Here is a 17,167-nt window from a genome sequence, read left to right as displayed (position 1 = left end):
TAGCTGGTTGCATGTAGCAACAAGTAAGCCTGTCTATTTTCAGAGCAAATAGTGATTATGTCAACCTGGGTATCAAATGGGTATACCTATTAAATACTATCCAGTTTATTGGTAGAATATAAATAAGTTACCACTTAAATGATACCGATTGGAATGTGACTATTTTAATGTTACTGCCGGAGGAACTTTGTTTATATTTGGATATCTTCGTGCTTCAACTCAGGAACAGGATGCACTGCGTGCAAAATCGAGGCTCAAGGACTTTGCTCAACAACACAATCATCGCATTGCTGGCTGGTATGTTGAAAATGCTTCAGGCGCAGCATTGCACCGACCGGAACTGATGAGACTGCTTCAGGATACAGAGCCAGGGGATGCGATACTTATAGAACAAGTAGATCGGCTTTCACGCCTGGATGATAATGGCTGGGAATCTTTAAAAAAGATGATTAATGAGAAATCGCTTTCAATAATAAGCCTTGATTTGCCTACAAGTCACATTGCCCTGTCCACACCATCAGCTTATGACTTTACTCATAGTATGCTCCGGGCAGTGAATAATATGATGCTGGACATGTTAGCTGCTATCGCCCGTAAAGATTATGAAGATCGTCGCAGAAGGCAGATGGAAGGAATTACAGCCGCCAAGGAAAAAGGGAAATACAGGGGGAGGCTAGCAGATAAGGAAAAACATGAGTTAATTAGAACGCTTCGCAAGAAAAACGGAAAATCAATAAATGAAACGGCAAGGCTCGCCGGCGTTTCACGCATGACAGTTATTCGAGCATGTAAAGATACGGATTGAAATTTAGAAAAGCCACAGCCCTGAATGAGCTGTGGCGCTACGTCCTGAAAATTCAGTAAAGAAACAACTTATTCTGTTTCACCGCGAAAATAAACTTGTTTAATATAACGACCACGGCCATCTCCATGCCCCAAATCCATCGATACTAATGCTTCAGCTTCGTCGCGGCTCATTCCATTTTTAATATGATGATTTACAGCATCACGTGAATAAGCGTAACGCAAACTATGCGGGGCATTTTTACCATTCATCCCTGCCTCTCGTACAATATTTCGGTAACGATCTATTGCAGTATGCAGAGAAGGTTTATCAATCAGTTTTCCGTTATGTTCACTGACATAATGAATTGCCTTATCAAGAATTGATAAAACTTTTTCACGATTGAAAACTGTTGTTTCTCTCGGCCGCCCGCCTTTAGTCCCGAAAACAACACGGACACGCTCATTATTGTTAATCAATGACTGCTTCCATGTTTTTAACGACTTTGCGGACTGCACGGTTTCTTCTGTTCTCAATCCAAGGTATCTTGAAAGTTGTACCGCGAGCGCAACACCTTCATCTTTTTTAAGCGCAAAATTCACAACCGCATTAAGTTTTTCATCTGTAATAGGAAGTTTAGTGCCATCCCGGTTAGCACCAGAAATTCCCAGGGCCTGATTACTCAGGCTGGTATGATTGGGATCGGCCAGTTTATTTCTTCCTGCTGATAATAAAACAGAGCGGATAGCAGACATCTCATTCTGTAACGTCCTGAGAGACAAACTGTCTGCCTTCCTGCTCTCAATATATTTTTCAATATGGGAAGTTTTGATATGTTTTACGTCCCTAATCTGAATATTCAGTTCAGACAGACGTTCAGAAAAACGTTCTGCAATTCTTGAGCGGTCAGCCACAGTTTTATAACTTCCCCTTCCCTGACGAGCAAGTGTGACAAGTTGTTTGCACAGCTGTTTACTGAATCTGGACATTCCTATATCTCCACAGGGATACACGTCCCTCGGCTTGTAAATAAGCGGACGGATCTGTACCCCAGTAATTCATCCCCGACGACACGGTTGCTTTTGCGCTTCCTGCGTCTCAACTGGTATCTGTGCATCGGGGCGGCGAATTGTTGAGTTCTTGCGAGGCACCCCAGATCTCTGATCTGTTTGCTGCTTATGCAGAGCTGACTTACGTCAAGCTGCCTCCAACACTACTGTTCGTAGTGTCGCCATCGATACCGAGTCGATTTCCTCCTTACTGATAATTGAACGTTCAGACGGCCTTCCGTCGTGCTTACGTTGATGTAAAAGTGAGTTTAATACCGTACTAACACGGACTACATGTTGGTCAGATGGTAGTAAAACGTTGAAAACCACGTCGTACGTGGGTTGAGACGTTATGCGCTGCGCGCGTCACTTGGTAGTGTCTTCGCCACTTCACAAGTGACGCCGCGCAGCTTCGTGCTCCTAATGCAACTCCGTAAGCGGCCAAATGTGCCAAATGGCCTTATCCGTCGATGCAAAAGTCGTACGAAACTCAGGGCGTATCCCTGGCAAGAATCATAACGTAGTGAAAGATCAGAGCCTGATTCAGCTCCTTTAATGACAATTCAACATCAGGAAGATGTGAATCATTGAGGCGTTAGCCGGCCAGTTTTTGGTCGGTGACCTTATCCACATTAGTGGCCCCCGTTTTCAAAGGTTAAACGGGTTTACCGCCATAAGGCGTCCCTCTCAGGTATGTGGGACATTAGCTGGCAGTCACCCGAAGGCGCTTCTCTCAGACCGCTGAAGCATTGGCTGGTAACCGCCCGAAGGCACCCCTCTCAGGTTACAGGGGTTTTGGATGGTCGCCGTAGCGACTTCTAATGCACTGGTGATGTTAGCAACGCCTCAGATGATCGTCAACTTTCTTATATTATTCATTGTTAGGGTCTGCATATATCACCATTCCAACAGACATTAGATCCTCAACGTCATTAGCAAGAAAAGGTATAAAAGATTTGCTTTGAATTTTTTCTACTATACCTTGCCCAACGACTATAGGTACGTATTGATAGCCAGGAAAAATATCATTTGGCTTACCTACCAGCACACCTCCAGTATATTCATGGCAATCAGGAAATACATTTGAAAGAGTACTCAGATATGAAATATCAATCAAATGACCAGTATCTGTTGTATACCAGGCATGAAGATTTAGAGCAGGCGTCTCAGAAAAATCTTCGGGCTGAAATCCCTTGTTGGACCATTTTTCAAATTCATCATATGTGGGATTATAAAGCCATTTATCTCCCTTCCATAATTGACCGACTGTCGTCCAAATTTTACAGCCAAGTGCGGATTCAAAATATGGCTGAAGGAAATGACACCACTTGAGACATTGCCCTGCTGAAAAAGAGAAGCTATCCACTTCTGCTTCATGACACACTTTTGCCATCATATTATGATAATCCAATTCACCATCCTTCAAATCCGTTATTGAACCTTCATTAAAGCCCAGCCCTTTTGTAAATTTTAATGCATGCTCAAAGTTGGCTCTGTAATCCAGAGTTTCGTCACACTCTATAATTCGGCCTTTATATTTATTATGGAAATAGGACAAGAGATTAAACACACTTACTCCTTATAGATTTATGAGTGCGGATATAGCAATATCCACACCCTTAATAATTAGTTACTTCCCTTCAGCTACATTCTTAATATTTTGCATTAAATCCTGCAAGCCGCTACTTGCGAGTCTTTGCTTTGAAGAAGAACTGTACGTTATATGAATACGACTACCTGACCCATTTTTTTCTAGCTCAATAGTTAGGTGATCATCATAGTCGCCCCAATCTGAGCCCATTTTATAATAACTTCCAGTCATCGCATCCCATTCCTGATTACTATCGGTAATTGCGCTGGCAGTCCATTCGCCATCGTTATTTTTTTCTCTAATTGATCTCAGTTCATCATTAGAGATAAACTTAAACTTCCTTTTAATTCTTGCTGCTGCAGTATCAACATCTACTGGTACAGTATAACTTTTAGAGGTCGATTCTTTTTTTTCTGAAGGAGATACTTTCATACGCTGCTCATCATTTCCTGAGGAGTTACCTCTCAGGGAATTCATTATTCCTGAGGCACCATCACTGATTTTCTGGTTTGTAGTTGCTATATCATTCATACTACAAGCTGTTACGAGAACAGGTAGTATTAAAATAGTATATAGACCCTTCATATTCCTTTTTTCTCCCTATTTTTACCGTGAAAATAACAGCTTTAGTACGACTTACTATTCCGTCACATTGTAACAGACTGTAAAACCCTGCCGTATTGTATAATGAAAGTCAATGATGAGGTATACCAAATGGCTGGGCGTAAAAAGGAAGCTCACTTCACTTTAATTATATCACTTAGCTTAGTCGTGAAGGCGGGGGAAAGCCTTTCTCTGCGCATCTTCCAGCCCATAGATGCATCTTTAATACCTTGCCCTGCAAACCAAACAGAGCCTTTGCCTGAATGGTTAATGCTGTCTATTAATGTCATCAGCTCTTCGCTGTTACGATGAGGCTGAAAGTCATCAAAAAGGGTCAATTGAGATACGGCAGCGCTTCGGAAATCAGTGAGCATCACGCCAGCACGATGATAACGGTGCCCTGGTACAAATATCGTATCAAATGCCTTTATAGCCGCGTTAATGATATCCCGTGAATCCTGAGCGGGTACAGCAAGCTCTGTTACCGCCTGATTCTTATAAAACACCTCATTTTCTGAGAAAGGGCTGGTACTGATGAAAACTGCTACCCGTTTACAAAATTGATGCTCTGCACGGAGTTTTTCTGCTGCACGTTCAGCATGAGCGCAAATGGCCTGATGCAGGCTGACTTCGTCCGACGGTTTTTCTCCAAAAGATCGGGAGCATATGATTTGTTCTTTTGGGGCAGTAAATTCTTCTAAACCGAGGCAAGGAATACCGTTCAGCTCTCTGACCGTGCGCTCAACAACTACTGAGAACTGTTTACGAATGAATGAAGGCGACAGCTCAGCCAGCTGAAGTGCATTGTTAATGCCCATAAACTGTAATTTTTTACCCAGCCGCCGTCCTATACCCCAGACCTCCTCAACTGGTACTAAAGCCATTAACTTACGCTGACGCTGTCTGTCACTGAGATCTACCACACCTCGCGTTGCGGGCCAGCGCTTACTTGCATACTGAGCCAGTTTGGCGAGCGTTTTTGTAGGGCCTATTCCCACTCCCACAGTCAGATGTGTTCTTCGCTTAATCTGATCACGTATCTGATGGCCAAACACCTCAAGCGATAACAGATTACGCATACCCGTAAGATCACAAAAAGCTTCATCGATACTGTAAATTTCCACACGCGGAGTCAGTAACTGCAAAATAGTCATCACTCTGTCTGACATATCAGCATTTATGTGGAATACAATTTCAACAGCTTAATTAGTAACCGACTCAAAGCACGCGCGCTTTAGGTATGTCAGACCAGCGCGTGGTCCAAGCAGGGCTTAGCATTTCACGTTTCATTTTCCATTCGGTATTAATGCCCTGGCCCGCAAACCATACATTTCCCATTCCGGACTGGTTGATATCATCCAGTACCTTCATCAGCTGTGCGCTATTGGCCCGCGGCTGGTTATCTTCAAACAGATTGAGCTGGCTTACACCGTTTGGAGTGAAGTTATCAAGCATGATACCTGCTTTCATGTACCTTCGACCCTCAAGCCAGATACGGTCAAGTGATCGCATCGCAGATTCAATAATGTCACGCGTGTCCTGTGTTGGCAGCGTCAGTTTCTCACCAGCGCTGTTCCCGTAAAAAACCTCACCGTTTGCGTGTGGCGACGTCCGGATAAACACACCGATGTTGCGACAGTACTGACGTTCCCCGCGCAGTTTTTCCGCTGCGCGCGCAGCGTACTGACACAGCGCCTGCTGCATAGCGACTTTTGAGGTAATTCGCTCGCCGAAGCTGCGGCTACAGACAATCTGCTGTTTTGCCGGTGGCAGCTCTTCGAGCGGAATACATGATTCACCGTTCAGCTCGCGTACGGTGCGCTCCAGCACCACGGAAAAGTTATCGCGAATGAACTTCGGACGCGCGCGTGATAGCTGCAGAGCAGTTTCGATTCCCATAAGGTTGAGTCGTTTACCGATACGCCGTCCCACGCCCCATATTTCCTCAACGGGCTGGTTAGCCAGCAGGGTTTCAGTACGTTTCGGATTACCTGGCGTAAGCGCCAGTACGCCGCGAAACTGCTTCCACTCCTTGCCCGCCCACTGGGCCGATTTTGCCAGTGTTTTGGTCGGCCCCATGCCGATACCGACGGTGAGACCCGTTGTGGTAAAGACATGCGCACGCAGGCGACGGCCAAAAGTTTCGAAGTTCTCACAGCCGTCAATACCGGTGAGATCCAGAAACATCTCATCAATGCTGTACTGCTCGACGCGTGGCGTTATCTCTTCAAGCGCGGTCATTACTCTCTGGCTGAGGCTGTGATAAAGCGCGTAATTGGAGCTGAACACGTGCACCTTTTCCGGATAATCCTGTGTTTTTACCTCAAACCATGGCGCACCCATTTTGATGCCAAGCGCTTTTGCGCCAGCGGAGCGTGCAATGACGCATCCGTCGTTGTTGCTGAGCACTAGCACAGGTCTGCCACGCAGGTCCGGGCGGAACAGCGTCTCGCAGCTGGCATAGAATGAATTAACGTCAGCCAGGCCGAACATGGACATCATGATCTCCGCCGTGTGTAGATAACCCGCACATATCAGTTTCTCCGGCGCGGAGTGTGCACGAAGTGCGCCACTACGCCGAAAATTTCCAGGGTATCCGGGTCTGGGATAATAACAGGATAGGCGGGATTCATCGGCTGCAATACCGGCCCTTTCTGGGTAATAAGAAGGCGCTTGACCGTAAATTCGCCGTACAGTACAGCGATAACCACGTCGCCGTGCTCAGGCCTGAGTGCCCGATCGACTATCAGCAGATCGCCGTCGTAAAGTCCTATATCCTGCATGCTGTTGCCCTGTGCGCGCAGGAAAAAGGTGCTTGCCCTGTGGGCTATTAGATATTCGTTTAAGTCGAGTTCCTGCTCCGCATAGTCCTGGCAAGGAGAGGGAAAACCGCAGGGTACGCGTTCCAGGAAAAGGGGCCTGTAGCTGGGCGGCGGATTATCCGCCGGGTGCATCAACTCAAAGGCGTGAAACATAGCAAAAATCCCTGTCAAAATGCTGTACGTATTTACAGTAGTATTGTCTGACTTTACGAACGAAGCAAGAAGCGTGGGGCGACACAAATATCATTAAAATAATGGACTATTGATTTATTTGAATTTATAGCGGAACGACAGCTCGTAAAACAAGCAGCTATCAGGACTTTCTGTGTCAGGGCATGTTAAAAATTTATTTTGATTCAGGAAAGATCTTACTTAGTCTGTTCAGTACTTCACTTATGCCCCTGCTGACAATCCGATCCTCCCGCATCACTGTCCCCAGAGTCCGGTGAAGCGATGGCGTTACTGAGTAAAGACTGAGACCCTGCCTTTCTTCATGACTTGCAACGGACATACGGGGAACGATGCTGTAACCCAGGCCGGAACGAACCATCCTTTTAATGGCTTCAATACTGCCAAGCTCCATAACCGGGCTGACAGTATGCCCTGCATCGCTGAACCATCCGTCAATCAGATCGCGTGTGGCACTTCCGGGTTCAAATACAATCAGCGGCAGTGGCAAAAGGGTATCAGGAGACAGCGGTTTTGCACTCTGCTCCGAGGTGTCCTTTTCCATGATTACAACAAACTCATCCGTACCCAGCGGGCTGACACTCAGGCATTTACCGGCTGCCGGCAGCGTTACCAGACCAATATCTATACGGTTTTCCTCCACTCCCCGTACAATATCTGAAGTATTGCCTGTGCGTACATCCACCTTCAGCAGGGGATGGGTCTGTCGAAGTTGCTGCAGTAAGTGAGGTAGCAGATGGATACAGGCTGTTGCGCCTGTGCCGACAGTAACGGTGCCGGTTATTTCGTCTGAATGCAGGGAAACCGCTTCAACCGCTCCGCTTACCACCGCATCAATTTTCATGCAGTGTTCAGCGAGAGTCAAACCGGCAGTCGTTGGTCTTACTCCCCGGCTGGTTCGCTCAATAAGCCTGACCTTAAGCGTCTGCTCCAGCTGTCTTATCTGCAGGCTCACTGCCGGTTGCGACAAGCCAAGTACTTCTGCCGCCCCCGAGAAACTGCCCCGGCTGATGACCAGCCTGAAGGTAGCCAGATGATCGAGGTTCAGTGTTGCCATGCCAAAGTTTTCCTCATAACGCTGATAAGCCCTGCTGCCTGTCTGAAATGATTCATCCGGGTTAGTCTCTGTTTCTGATCTGAAAGGGAGCTGTACTGATGGAAATAACCGAAGCAGATGAACGACATATTCCCGCTATACAACAGATTTATGCTTATCACGTATTACACGGCACCGCCACTTTTGAAACCGAACCGCCGGGTGAGGCTGAAATGGCAGCCCGGCTGAAAAAGGTACATGCAGCAGGACTGCCCTGGTTGGTGGCGGTTGACGGAGGAATTGTTCGAGGATACTGCTATTTGTCTCTATACCGGGAACGGTGCGCCTATCGCTTTACTCTGGAAGACTCTGTATATGTTGATGCCACGTATCAGGGGCGGGGCATTGGAAAAATGCTGCTATCCCGTGCAGTAGGATGGGCAGAAGCCCGTGGTTTTCGGCAACTTGTAGCGGTGGTGGGGAACAGTGAAAATACTGCCTCCCTTGCTCTTCACCGCGCTGCAGGCTTCAGCATCACTGGCACCCTCAGGTCTGTAGGATTCAAGCATGGGCGCTGGCTCGATACGGTTATCCTGCAGCGTACGCTCGGGCATGGCGACGCTACGCTTCCGGAAAGTACAGAATGACACAAGGATATCTGACAGGCCGCACCATTTTCTGCATCGGCATGACGCAGCTTATCAACTGGGGTATTACGTTCTACATGCCGGGTGTCTTCGGAGCCGCCATCATGGCGGAAACAGGCTGGTCTTCCGGTGAGACATTCTCCGGCCTGAGCGTTGCCATGCTCGTTATGGGGCTGGTTTCACCGCTTATCGGTCCCGTAATGGCCCGTACCGGTGGACGCACCCTGATGATGGCGGGAACTTTGGCTATAACCATCGGGTGTTTTCTGATGGCGTTTACCTATTCAACATTAGCGTGGGATGCCGTCTGGATCCTGACAGGCGCGGGCATGCGGCTTGCTCTGTATGACGCCGCTTTTGCCATGCTTGTGGAAACCGCAGGCGCAGAGGCTCGCAAGGCAATCTCTCTGGTCACCCTGCTGGGCGGTCTCGCGTCGGCCGCTTTCTGGCCTGCTGGCGCAGCGCTTCTTCACGTCACCGACTGGCGGCATGCCGTCATCATTTATGGCTGTGCGGGCCTGCTGAGCCTGTTTTTTTTAACTGCCGTTCCGGCAGGCAGTCGGGTAAAACTTCCCGTAACAGGGCGATCCGGCCATTCGGCTGACGCAACAGCAACATCAGAGGACACAAAAGCACTCATCAGCGGCCTGTGGTATGCCACTCTGATAGCGTTGATAAGCTTTGTCTCCACCGGCGTGTCCACACATTTTCCCCGGATACTGGCCTCTTATGGCGTGCCTGCTCTGGCTGGCATGCTGTGGGGAGTGGGGCAGTTAGGTGCCCGTCTGCTGGGTGTAGTTTCAGGTGCACGAATCTCCGCGATACGCCTGAACCTTATAACCGGTATCCTGCTTCCCCTCTGTTTTCTGACCGGCCTTGCAGGCAGCATTACTCCTGTGGCTACAGCCTTTTTCGTTCTGGGCTATGGGGCCGTAAACGGACTGAATACGATCGTGAAGGCCGTACTTCCTCTTGTGCTGTTTGATCCGCAGCAGTACGCCCGCAAAACAGGAATACTGTTGTCGCCGGCATTTTTTCTCGCGGCACTGGCTCCGTCTGCGTATGCCATACTGCTGGAGCGCTACGGTATACCCGGCACGCTGCTTTTTTCCTTCATCCTGACCCTGATCATTACGGCGATTTCTGTGGTCCTCTGGCAGCGTCATTCTGGCTCTGTTGTGCAGAACCGGGACCATGGAGCATCTACCCTTCACGAAAAAAATGTTTGACGGCTTCCATATTTCTATTATTCTGGAAATATAGTTAAAGGAGGCCGCATGGATTTACACACCGCAGCAAACGCACTTCGAGAACTGGGCCACCCGACACGTCTCCGCATATACCGGGAGCTGGTCAGGGCTGGTCATGAAGGCCTGCCGGTTGGCGAACTGCAGAAGCACCTTGAGATTCCTGCCTCCACGCTCAGCCATCATCTTTCAGCGCTGATGTCCGCTGGACTCATAAGCCAGGAACGGCAGAGTCGTACCTTGTTCTGCAGACCTTGCTATGCGCAGCTTGAGCAGCTGATGGCTTTTCTCACTGAAGAGTGCTGCGCCGGTGGCAGTAGCTGCAGCCTGTCTACCGAGATTTCCCATAAAGAGACTCCATTGTGAATAACGTGAATGATGCCCTGAACAATATCGATCTGACACTCCTGGATACGCCCCTTTCGGAAGAGAAATTAAAGGCCGAAGAGGTGGCGCATCCGCCCCGCATACTGATGCTCTACGGTTCGCTTCGGGAGCGCTCTTACAGCCGACTCACCACGGAAGAGGCCGCACGGCTGCTGACGGCCATGGGCGCGGAGGTGAAGTTATTCAATCCGTCCGGCCTGCCGCTGCCGGATGATGTACCTGAGACGCATCCGAAGGTCGCAGAGCTGCGCCAGCTAGTGCTCTGGTCTGAAGGGATGGTCTGGTGCTCTCCTGAGCGTCACGGTGCCATGACCGGCATCATGAAGACGCAGATTGACTGGATACCGCTGACGTCCGGGGCGGTCCGGCCCTCGCAGGGGAAAACCCTTGCTGTCATGCAGGTCAGCGGAGGCTCACAGTCTTTCAACGCCGTAAACCAGATGCGTATTCTTGGGCGCTGGATGCGGATGATCACTATCCCGAACCAGTCATCCGTTGCAAAAGCCTGGGCCGAGTTTGATGAGGACGGCCGCATGAAGCCTTCTCCGTATTATGACCGCATAGTGGACGTCATGGAGGAACTGATGAAGTTCACCCTGCTGACGCGCGGTCGTAGTGGTTATCTCACCGACCGCTACAGCGAAAGGAAGGAGAGTGCTGCGCAGCTCTCTGAGCGGGTAAACCAGCGCAGCATATAAAAAAGCCGGCATCTGCCGGCTTTTTCACATTTTCCCTGTCACAGCCAAGGGAAACATCAGTGGCTGACGCGATTCCCTTGCTCATCAATGACTGCTTCGCCGTCCTCTTTGGTAAACGCTCCCTTCTGCGGGTCCGGCAGTATGCCCAGAACCACTTCGGAGGGGCGGCAGAGCTTCGTTCCCAGCGGCGTCACCACCACCGGACGATTAATGAGGATCGGATGAGCCAGCATCGCATCGAGCAGTTCTTCATCGCTGAACCGGTCTTCAGCCAGGCCGAGCTGCTCGTAGGGATCGGTATTTTTACGCAGCAGGGCACGCACGCTAATGTCCATGTCCGTAATCAGCTTTTTCAGCTCGTCGCGCGACGGCGGTGTTTCCAGATACAGAATCACCGTGGGCTCGGTGCCGCTGTTGCGGATAAGCGCCAGGGTATTGCGGGACGTCCCGCAGGCCGGATTGTGATAAATGGTAATGTCAGTCATGAGCGTTACTCCATAAAGGCGCTGCACAGGCACAGCTCCGGGGTTAAGGTTAAACAGACAGGCGCAGGGCCAGCGCAGCCAGCGTCACAAACAGTACCGGCAGGGTCATCACGATGCCCACGCGGAAGTAGTAGCCCCAGCTGACGGTTATGTTTTTCTGTGCCAGGACGTGCAGCCACAGCAGGGTAGCGAGGCTACCGATAGGGGTGATTTTCGGACCGAGGTCGCAGCCGATGATGTTGGCGTAAATCATCGCCTCCTTCACCACGCCCTGAGCGGTGCTGCCGTCAATGGAGAGCGCGCCAACCAGCACGGTAGGCATGTTGTTCATGACTGATGAAAGCGCCGCCGTCAGAAAGCCGGTGCCGAGCGTTGCGCCCCAGACGCCATGCTCGGCAAACCGGTTCAGGGCGGCAGAAAGGTAATCAGTTAGCCCGGCATTGCGTAGTCCGTATACCACCAGGTACATGCCCAGCGAGAAGATAACGATCTGCCAGGGCGCACCTTTCAGTACCTTTCCGGTATCAATCACATTGCCTTTCCGGGCTACCAGCCAGAGAATAAACGCCGCCACCGCGGCCACAAGGCTGACCGGCACGCCGAGTGGTTCGAGGGCAAAGAAGCCGATCAGCAGCAGGATGAGAACAATCCAGCCGGTTTTAAAGGTACGCGCATCGCGAATGGCCTCACGCGGCGCCTTCAGCTTCGCCAGGTCGTAAGTGTCCGGGATGTCCCTGCGGAAAAACAGGTGCAGCATCACCAGCGTGGCGGCCACGGACGCGATATTCACCGGCACCATCACCGAGGCATACTCGCTGAAACCCAGTTTAAAGAAGTCTGCCGTGACGATGTTGACCAGGTTTGACACGATGAGCGGCAGGCTGGAGGTATCGGCGATAAACCCGGCCGCCATCACAAACGCCAGCGTGGCCCCGGGGCTGAAGCCCAGCGCCAGCAGCATGGCGATAACGATCGGCGTCAGAATTAGCGCGGCTCCGTCATTGGCAAACAGCGCCGCCACTGCCGCACCCAGCAGAACGATATACGTGAACAGCAGCCGGCCCCTGCCGCCTCCCCAGCGGGAAACGTGCAGCGCGGCCCATTCAAAAAAGCCGGACTCATCGAGCAGCAGGCTGATAATGATGACCGCAATAAACGTGGCCGTGGCGTTCCAGACAATCTGCCAGACCACCGGAATATCCCCGATTTGTACTACGCCGGTCAGCAGCGCCAGCGCGGCGCCGATAACGGCACTCCAGCCAATACTGAGTCCTTTCGGCTGCCAGATAACCAGTACCAGCGTCAGAATAAAAATCGCACCCGCCAGAAACATACCCTCTCCTTCTTAATTATAACTGCCCGTTGAAGCGGGCTGCTAACTGTACCCTGTAAATATATGCGTTTAATCGAATGTGTTTAGATAAAATTTTTACATGCAGACAGCTTTGCCGTTGGTGGTTGCGTTATCACGCTCAGCCTGCTGACTGAGATGAAGAATTTCATCCCGCTGACACAGATATGCCTGCTCAATGACCGCTGCTGCCCACGCAGGCATGTGTGGCGATAACCGGTAATGGATCCACTTGCCGTCGCGCCTGTCGATAAGCAGTCCACTCTCTCTGAGCAGGGCCAGGTGCCGCGATATTTTTGGCTGTGTTTCTTTCAGGATAGATACAAGCTCGCAGACGCAAAGCTCCCCTTTTTCGCGCAACAACAGCACCAGGCTGAGCCGGGTTTCGTCAGAAAGATTCTTAAAAAGTTGCAGGGGCAGCAGTGACGGCATAATTTCTCCTTCGTGGCGGACAGCAACAAGTCTCGTCTGCTGCAGACGAAAGGTCAACTTTATATTTATAAATTCATATATGTTTTGACGTGCTTACAGGCTTTTCAGTACAGCTTAATGAGGGAATAGCGGTTAAACGATATCACACAGATTTTAACGGCAGCACACTTTCAGCTGCCTTAATGGTCGGGCATGACGAAGTAACATCACAAAAAAAGCCTGTTTCTTTAGTGAACCGTTCTACTTATGGCAGAAAGCAGCATCAGTAAGAGTGGCTTCCGGCCAGATGACCTGCAGTGATAACCGGCACGATATCCTCAGGCTCTTCTGCCTGCTCCAGTTCGCGCAGAATACCGCAGTCCCGTGTTGCCCGGTTGGCATTGCAGTGGCTGTGGAGCTCAAATAGTTGTTTTTCCAGCATATTTAGTTCACGAATACGGGCCTGAACGTGGTTCAGATGTTCATTTATCAGGGCATTAACCGTACCGCAGTCTGCGTCTGGCTGGCTGCGCGCCTGCAGCAACACCCGGATTTCTTCATGGGTCATATCGAGCGCCCGGCAGCGCCGGATAAACATAAGCCTTTCGAGATGTGCGCTATCGTAATGGCGGTAGTTATTAGTCTGGTCCCGCAATGCGGCCTGCAGAAGCCCCTCTCGCTCATAATAACGTACCGTCTCTACAGGACATCCCGCCTGGCGGGCCAGTTCACCAATTTTCATATCACACCTCTTCTGAGCTTGACCCTGTAGTTACATCAGGGTCTTTAATGCCAGTATACGTTATGAACGGGATAAAAAAATGAGTGACTGCTGCAGTAATAAAAAATGTGGATCAGCCGCAACCGGAGAGGAGGCGTCTGTTAAAAATACCGCCACTGCCCCGACTGAGGCTTCAGGGAAAATGCCACCAAAAACGACTCAGACCACACCGGCCTGTTGCAGCACCGGGAGCTGCTGCTCAACGGACGGCCTGAGCCAGATGTCCGAACCGGTTGCAGAGCTTCCCCGCAACGATGACGTTCAGACGCGTCTGCGCATCATGCAGATGGACTGCCCGACGGAGGAGACGCTCCTCCGAAAAAAACTGGCAAAATTACCTGCCGTCAGCAATCTTGAATTCAATCTGATACAGAGGGTGCTTACCGTGACCCATACACCGCAGGCGCTGGAACCGGTTCTGCAGGCGGTGCGCTCGCTGGGTTTTGACCCGGAACCGATTGATAAAGCAATGCAGCCTGAAGGCAGCTGCTGCTCAGGCCGTGAGGCGGAAAATACCGGCGGTTCCTGCTGCTCGCCTGCCCCTGTCACATTCGGTGAGCTGCAGACGCAGCAGGTGACCGCTGACGGGGTGCGTACCAGTATCAGGATCATGCAGATGGACTGCCCGGTTGAAGAGGGCATGATCCGTAAAAAGCTGGACGGCATGTCAGCCGTCAAGGAACTGGATTTCAATCTTATGCAGCGTGTACTGACGGTGGTTCACGCACCGGATACGCTGGAGCCGGTTCTGGCCGCCATTCGTTCTCTGGGCTTTGAACCTGAACTTCCTGACAGTAATGGCCGGCACGCGGTCACTGAGGAAAAGAAAAAACACTGGTGGCCGCTCGCGCTTGCCGGTGTGGCGGCAATCGCCGCCGAAGCCATGCACTGGGCGGGCATGCCGGAATGGCTGGAAGCGGCTCTTGCTCTGGCTGCCGTTGCGGCCTGTGGCCTGTCCACGTACAAAAAAGGCTGGATTGCTCTTCGCAACGGCAACCTGAATATCAACGCCCTGATGAGTATTGCCGTCACCGGGGCGCTGGCGCTCGGACAGTGGCCTGAAGCCGCCATGGTAATGGTGCTGTTCACGATTGCGGAACTGATTGAAGCGAAATCTCTTGATCGCGCCCGCAATGCCATCGGCTCTCTGATGAAGCTGACGCCTGAAACGGCCACGGTTCAGCAACCGGACGGCTCCTGGAAAGAAACTGAGGCCAGGTCTGTATCCCTTAACAGCGTGGTCAGGGTAAAACCGGGCGAGCGTATCGCTCTCGACGGCACGGTGGTCCGGGGCAGGACCGCCATTAATCAGGCACCTATTACCGGCGAAAGTCTGCCGGTGGATAAAGGGGAAGGTGACCCGGTCTTCGCCGGGACGGTCAACGGCTCCGGTGGCTTTGAGTACCGTGTAACGGCCGCTGCCGGAAATACCACGCTGGCGCGTATCATTCATGCCGTGGAGGAAGCGCAGGGGGCAAAAGCCCCTACGCAGCGCTTTGTTGATCGCTTTGCACAAATTTATACCCCTGTGGTGTTTGCTATTGCCGTCGCAGTTGCCGTTCTCCCACCGCTGATTGCAGGTGAAAGCTGGCAGGAGTGGATTTACAAGGCGCTGGTGATGCTGGTTATCGCCTGCCCCTGTGCGCTGGTCATTTCCACGCCAGTGACCATTGTCAGTGGCCTGACGGCAGCAGCCCGCCGGGGGATATTGATCAAGGGCGGCGTTTATCTTGAAGAAGGCCGAAAGCTGAAGTGGCTGGCGCTCGACAAGACCGGCACCCTGACGCACGGTAAGCCGGTACAGACGGATGCGATTATCTATACCGGGGTGGCAGAAGATGAGGGGCGCAGTCTGGCTGTGAGCCTGGCAGGTTACTCCGATCATCCGGTTTCGCAGGCTGTATCGGCGGCATCAGATGGCATTCAGCGTTATGAAGTGGAAAACTTTGAGGCTCTGCCAGGCCGCGGCGTGCGCGGCGTCATCAACGGTCAAACCTACAGTCTGGGCAATCTGAGGCTGGCTGAAGAAACGGTGCGCTGTCCGGAAGCGGTCAGGGCTGCACTAACGGAACTGGAGACCGGGGGTAAAACGGTCATCATGCTCTGTGACACTCATCAGGTGCTAGGGCTGTTTGCGGTGGCTGATACGGTGAAGGAAAGCAGCCGCGAGGCGATAAGTCAGTTGCATAGTCTGGGTGTTAAAACGCTCATGCTGACCGGAGACAATGCGCACACTGCGCAGGCCATTGCCGGTCAGGTTGGTATCGATGAGGCGCGGGGGGATCAACTGCCGGAAGATAAACTGCGTGCTGTAGAAACATTTACGGCGCAGGGCACGACCGGCATGGTGGGCGACGGCATCAATGATGCACCGGCGCTGGCCCGCGCCGATATCGGCTTTGCCATGGGTGCAATGGGCACGGATACCGCCATCGAGACTGCCGATGTGGCCCTCATGGATGATGATTTGCGTAAAATTCCGGCTTTTGTCCGACTCTCCCGGCAGACGTATAACATTCTGGTTCAGAATATCGTTATGGCTATTGGGATCAAGGCAGTGTTCCTGGCCCTGACCATTGCAGGTATGGGGACCATGTGGATGGCCGTATTCGCGGATGTGGGGGCAAGCCTGCTTGTCGTGGCAAACGGTCTGCGCCTGTTGCGTAAGTAACCTGTCTGGCTGCTCTTCCGGTAAAGACAGGCACCTGAAAATAGCCGCTAATCTGCACTCCGATAAAGGAAGAGAGTATGAAACCGCGTAACATGATTTTATTGCTGATGCTCGCAGTCGTGTTTCCGGCAACGGCTGCGCAGGCAGTACACGGAAACCATGCCGGAATGTCACCGTCTTCTGAGGCCTATATGGACGGCATGAATAATATGCACGAAGGAATGATAAAGGCCGTACAGGACCCGGATGCAGACAGGGCATTTGCCAGGAGCATGATTGAACATCACAAAGGAGCCATTGCCATGGCCGAAACGGAACTCCGTTATGGTAAATCACCGGCAATGCGGAAGATGGCTGAAAGCATTATCAGCGCCTAGAAAGAAGAAATACGGCAGATGGAAGTATGGCTCAGTAA

General features: G+C 51.3%; 18 protein-coding genes. 7 read left to right on the top strand and 11 right to left on the bottom strand.

All coding sequences use genetic code 11. From position 1 onward, the window contains the following. The first annotated feature begins 187 nt into the window (after positions 1-187). Positions 188-805, top strand: coding sequence for a recombinase family protein (locus RTN40_RS19575; RefSeq protein WP_020899211.1), 618 nt, complete (start codon positions 188-190; stop codon positions 803-805). A 68-nt stretch (positions 806-873) separates the two neighbouring features. Here RTN40_RS19575 and RTN40_RS19570 read toward each other — a convergent pair whose 3' ends face one another. From RTN40_RS19570 to RTN40_RS19540, 7 genes are all read right to left on the bottom strand, one after another. Beyond that, positions 874-1,773, bottom strand: coding sequence for an integrase domain-containing protein (locus RTN40_RS19570; RefSeq protein ID WP_006786007.1), 900 nt, complete (start codon positions 1,771-1,773; stop codon positions 874-876). Positions 1,774-2,704: 931 nt separating this feature from the next. Continuing rightward, positions 2,705-3,403 (bottom strand): hypothetical protein, encoded by a 699-nt coding sequence (locus RTN40_RS19565; RefSeq protein ID WP_020899212.1) that lies wholly within the window; start codon positions 3,401-3,403, stop codon positions 2,705-2,707. Between the two features lie 60 nt (positions 3,404-3,463). Next, positions 3,464-4,009 carry a hypothetical protein gene (locus RTN40_RS19560; RefSeq protein WP_020899213.1) on the bottom strand — a complete coding sequence of 182 codons (546 nt, stop codon included), beginning with the start codon at positions 4,007-4,009 and terminating at the stop codon, positions 3,464-3,466. Positions 4,010-4,161: 152 nt separating this feature from the next. After that, positions 4,162-5,208, bottom strand: coding sequence for a translesion error-prone DNA polymerase V subunit UmuC (umuC, locus tag RTN40_RS19555; protein WP_254889019.1), 1,047 nt, complete (start codon positions 5,206-5,208; stop codon positions 4,162-4,164). Between the two features lie 37 nt (positions 5,209-5,245). Then, positions 5,246-6,520 carry a translesion error-prone DNA polymerase V subunit UmuC gene (gene umuC / locus RTN40_RS19550; RefSeq protein ID WP_023202697.1) on the bottom strand — a complete coding sequence of 425 codons (1,275 nt, stop codon included), beginning with the start codon at positions 6,518-6,520 and terminating at the stop codon, positions 5,246-5,248. A gap of 41 nt (positions 6,521-6,561) precedes the next feature. After that, positions 6,562-7,002, bottom strand: a complete 441-nt coding sequence (umuD, locus tag RTN40_RS19545) for a translesion error-prone DNA polymerase V autoproteolytic subunit (RefSeq protein ID WP_006786002.1) — start codon at positions 7,000-7,002, stop codon at positions 6,562-6,564. Between the two features lie 193 nt (positions 7,003-7,195). After that, positions 7,196-8,095 carry a LysR family transcriptional regulator gene (locus RTN40_RS19540; protein WP_006786000.1) on the bottom strand — a complete coding sequence of 300 codons (900 nt, stop codon included), beginning with the start codon at positions 8,093-8,095 and terminating at the stop codon, positions 7,196-7,198. Between the two features lie 98 nt (positions 8,096-8,193). Here RTN40_RS19540 and RTN40_RS19535 point away from each other — a divergent pair, with 98 nt between their 5' ends. From RTN40_RS19535 to arsH, 4 genes are read left to right on the top strand one after another with little or no spacing between them, the layout of a single operon-like run. After that, positions 8,194-8,721 (top strand): GNAT family N-acetyltransferase, encoded by a 528-nt coding sequence (locus RTN40_RS19535; RefSeq protein ID WP_020899215.1) that lies wholly within the window; start codon positions 8,194-8,196, stop codon positions 8,719-8,721. Next, positions 8,718-9,950 (top strand): MFS transporter, encoded by a 1,233-nt coding sequence (locus tag RTN40_RS19530; protein ID WP_006785998.1) that lies wholly within the window; start codon positions 8,718-8,720, stop codon positions 9,948-9,950. The genes RTN40_RS19535 and RTN40_RS19530 overlap by 4 nt, the downstream gene beginning before the upstream one ends. Before the next feature lie 48 nt (positions 9,951-9,998). Continuing rightward, positions 9,999-10,334, top strand: a complete 336-nt coding sequence (locus RTN40_RS19525; RefSeq protein WP_006785996.1) for an ArsR/SmtB family transcription factor — start codon at positions 9,999-10,001, stop codon at positions 10,332-10,334. Next, a complete protein-coding gene (gene arsH / locus RTN40_RS19520; RefSeq protein WP_006785995.1) occupies positions 10,331-11,053 on the top strand; it encodes an arsenical resistance protein ArsH in 723 nt (240 codons plus the stop codon). The genes RTN40_RS19525 and arsH overlap by 4 nt, the downstream gene beginning before the upstream one ends. Positions 11,054-11,109: 56 nt before the next feature. On the opposite strand, the gene arsC is transcribed toward arsH, so the two are convergent. The 4 genes from arsC to cadR all read right to left on the bottom strand — a co-directional run bounded on the left by arsC (position 11,110) and on the right by cadR (position 14,042). Further along, a complete protein-coding gene (gene arsC, locus RTN40_RS19515) occupies positions 11,110-11,538 on the bottom strand; it encodes a glutaredoxin-dependent arsenate reductase (protein WP_006785993.1) in 429 nt (142 codons plus the stop codon). Between the two features lie 49 nt (positions 11,539-11,587). Next, positions 11,588-12,871: an arsenic transporter gene (locus tag RTN40_RS19510; RefSeq protein ID WP_006785992.1), complete on the bottom strand. Its 1,284-nt coding sequence runs from the start codon at positions 12,869-12,871 to the stop codon at positions 11,588-11,590. Positions 12,872-12,967: 96 nt separating this feature from the next. After that, positions 12,968-13,321 carry a metalloregulator ArsR/SmtB family transcription factor gene (locus RTN40_RS19505; protein ID WP_006785991.1) on the bottom strand — a complete coding sequence of 118 codons (354 nt, stop codon included), beginning with the start codon at positions 13,319-13,321 and terminating at the stop codon, positions 12,968-12,970. Between the two features lie 262 nt (positions 13,322-13,583). Continuing rightward, positions 13,584-14,042, bottom strand: coding sequence for a Cd(II)/Pb(II)-responsive transcriptional regulator (gene cadR, locus RTN40_RS19500; protein ID WP_006785990.1), 459 nt, complete (start codon positions 14,040-14,042; stop codon positions 13,584-13,586). A gap of 259 nt (positions 14,043-14,301) precedes the next feature. Between cadR and RTN40_RS19495 the strand changes: the two genes are divergently transcribed. Beyond that, a complete protein-coding gene (locus RTN40_RS19495; protein ID WP_006785989.1) occupies positions 14,302-16,752 on the top strand; it encodes a heavy metal translocating P-type ATPase in 2,451 nt (816 codons plus the stop codon). Positions 16,753-16,829: 77 nt separating this feature from the next. Then, a complete protein-coding gene (locus RTN40_RS19490) occupies positions 16,830-17,129 on the top strand; it encodes a DUF305 domain-containing protein (protein ID WP_006785988.1) in 300 nt (99 codons plus the stop codon). The last annotated feature ends 38 nt before the right edge of the window (positions 17,130-17,167 follow it).

Origin of the sequence: Pseudescherichia sp. (assembly GCF_031987975.1) — a bacterium.
GTDB lineage: Bacteria > Pseudomonadota > Gammaproteobacteria > Enterobacterales > Enterobacteriaceae > Pseudescherichia.
Note: the sequence above shows the minus strand (reverse complement) of the source record. Positions and strands in the feature narration are given on the sequence as shown.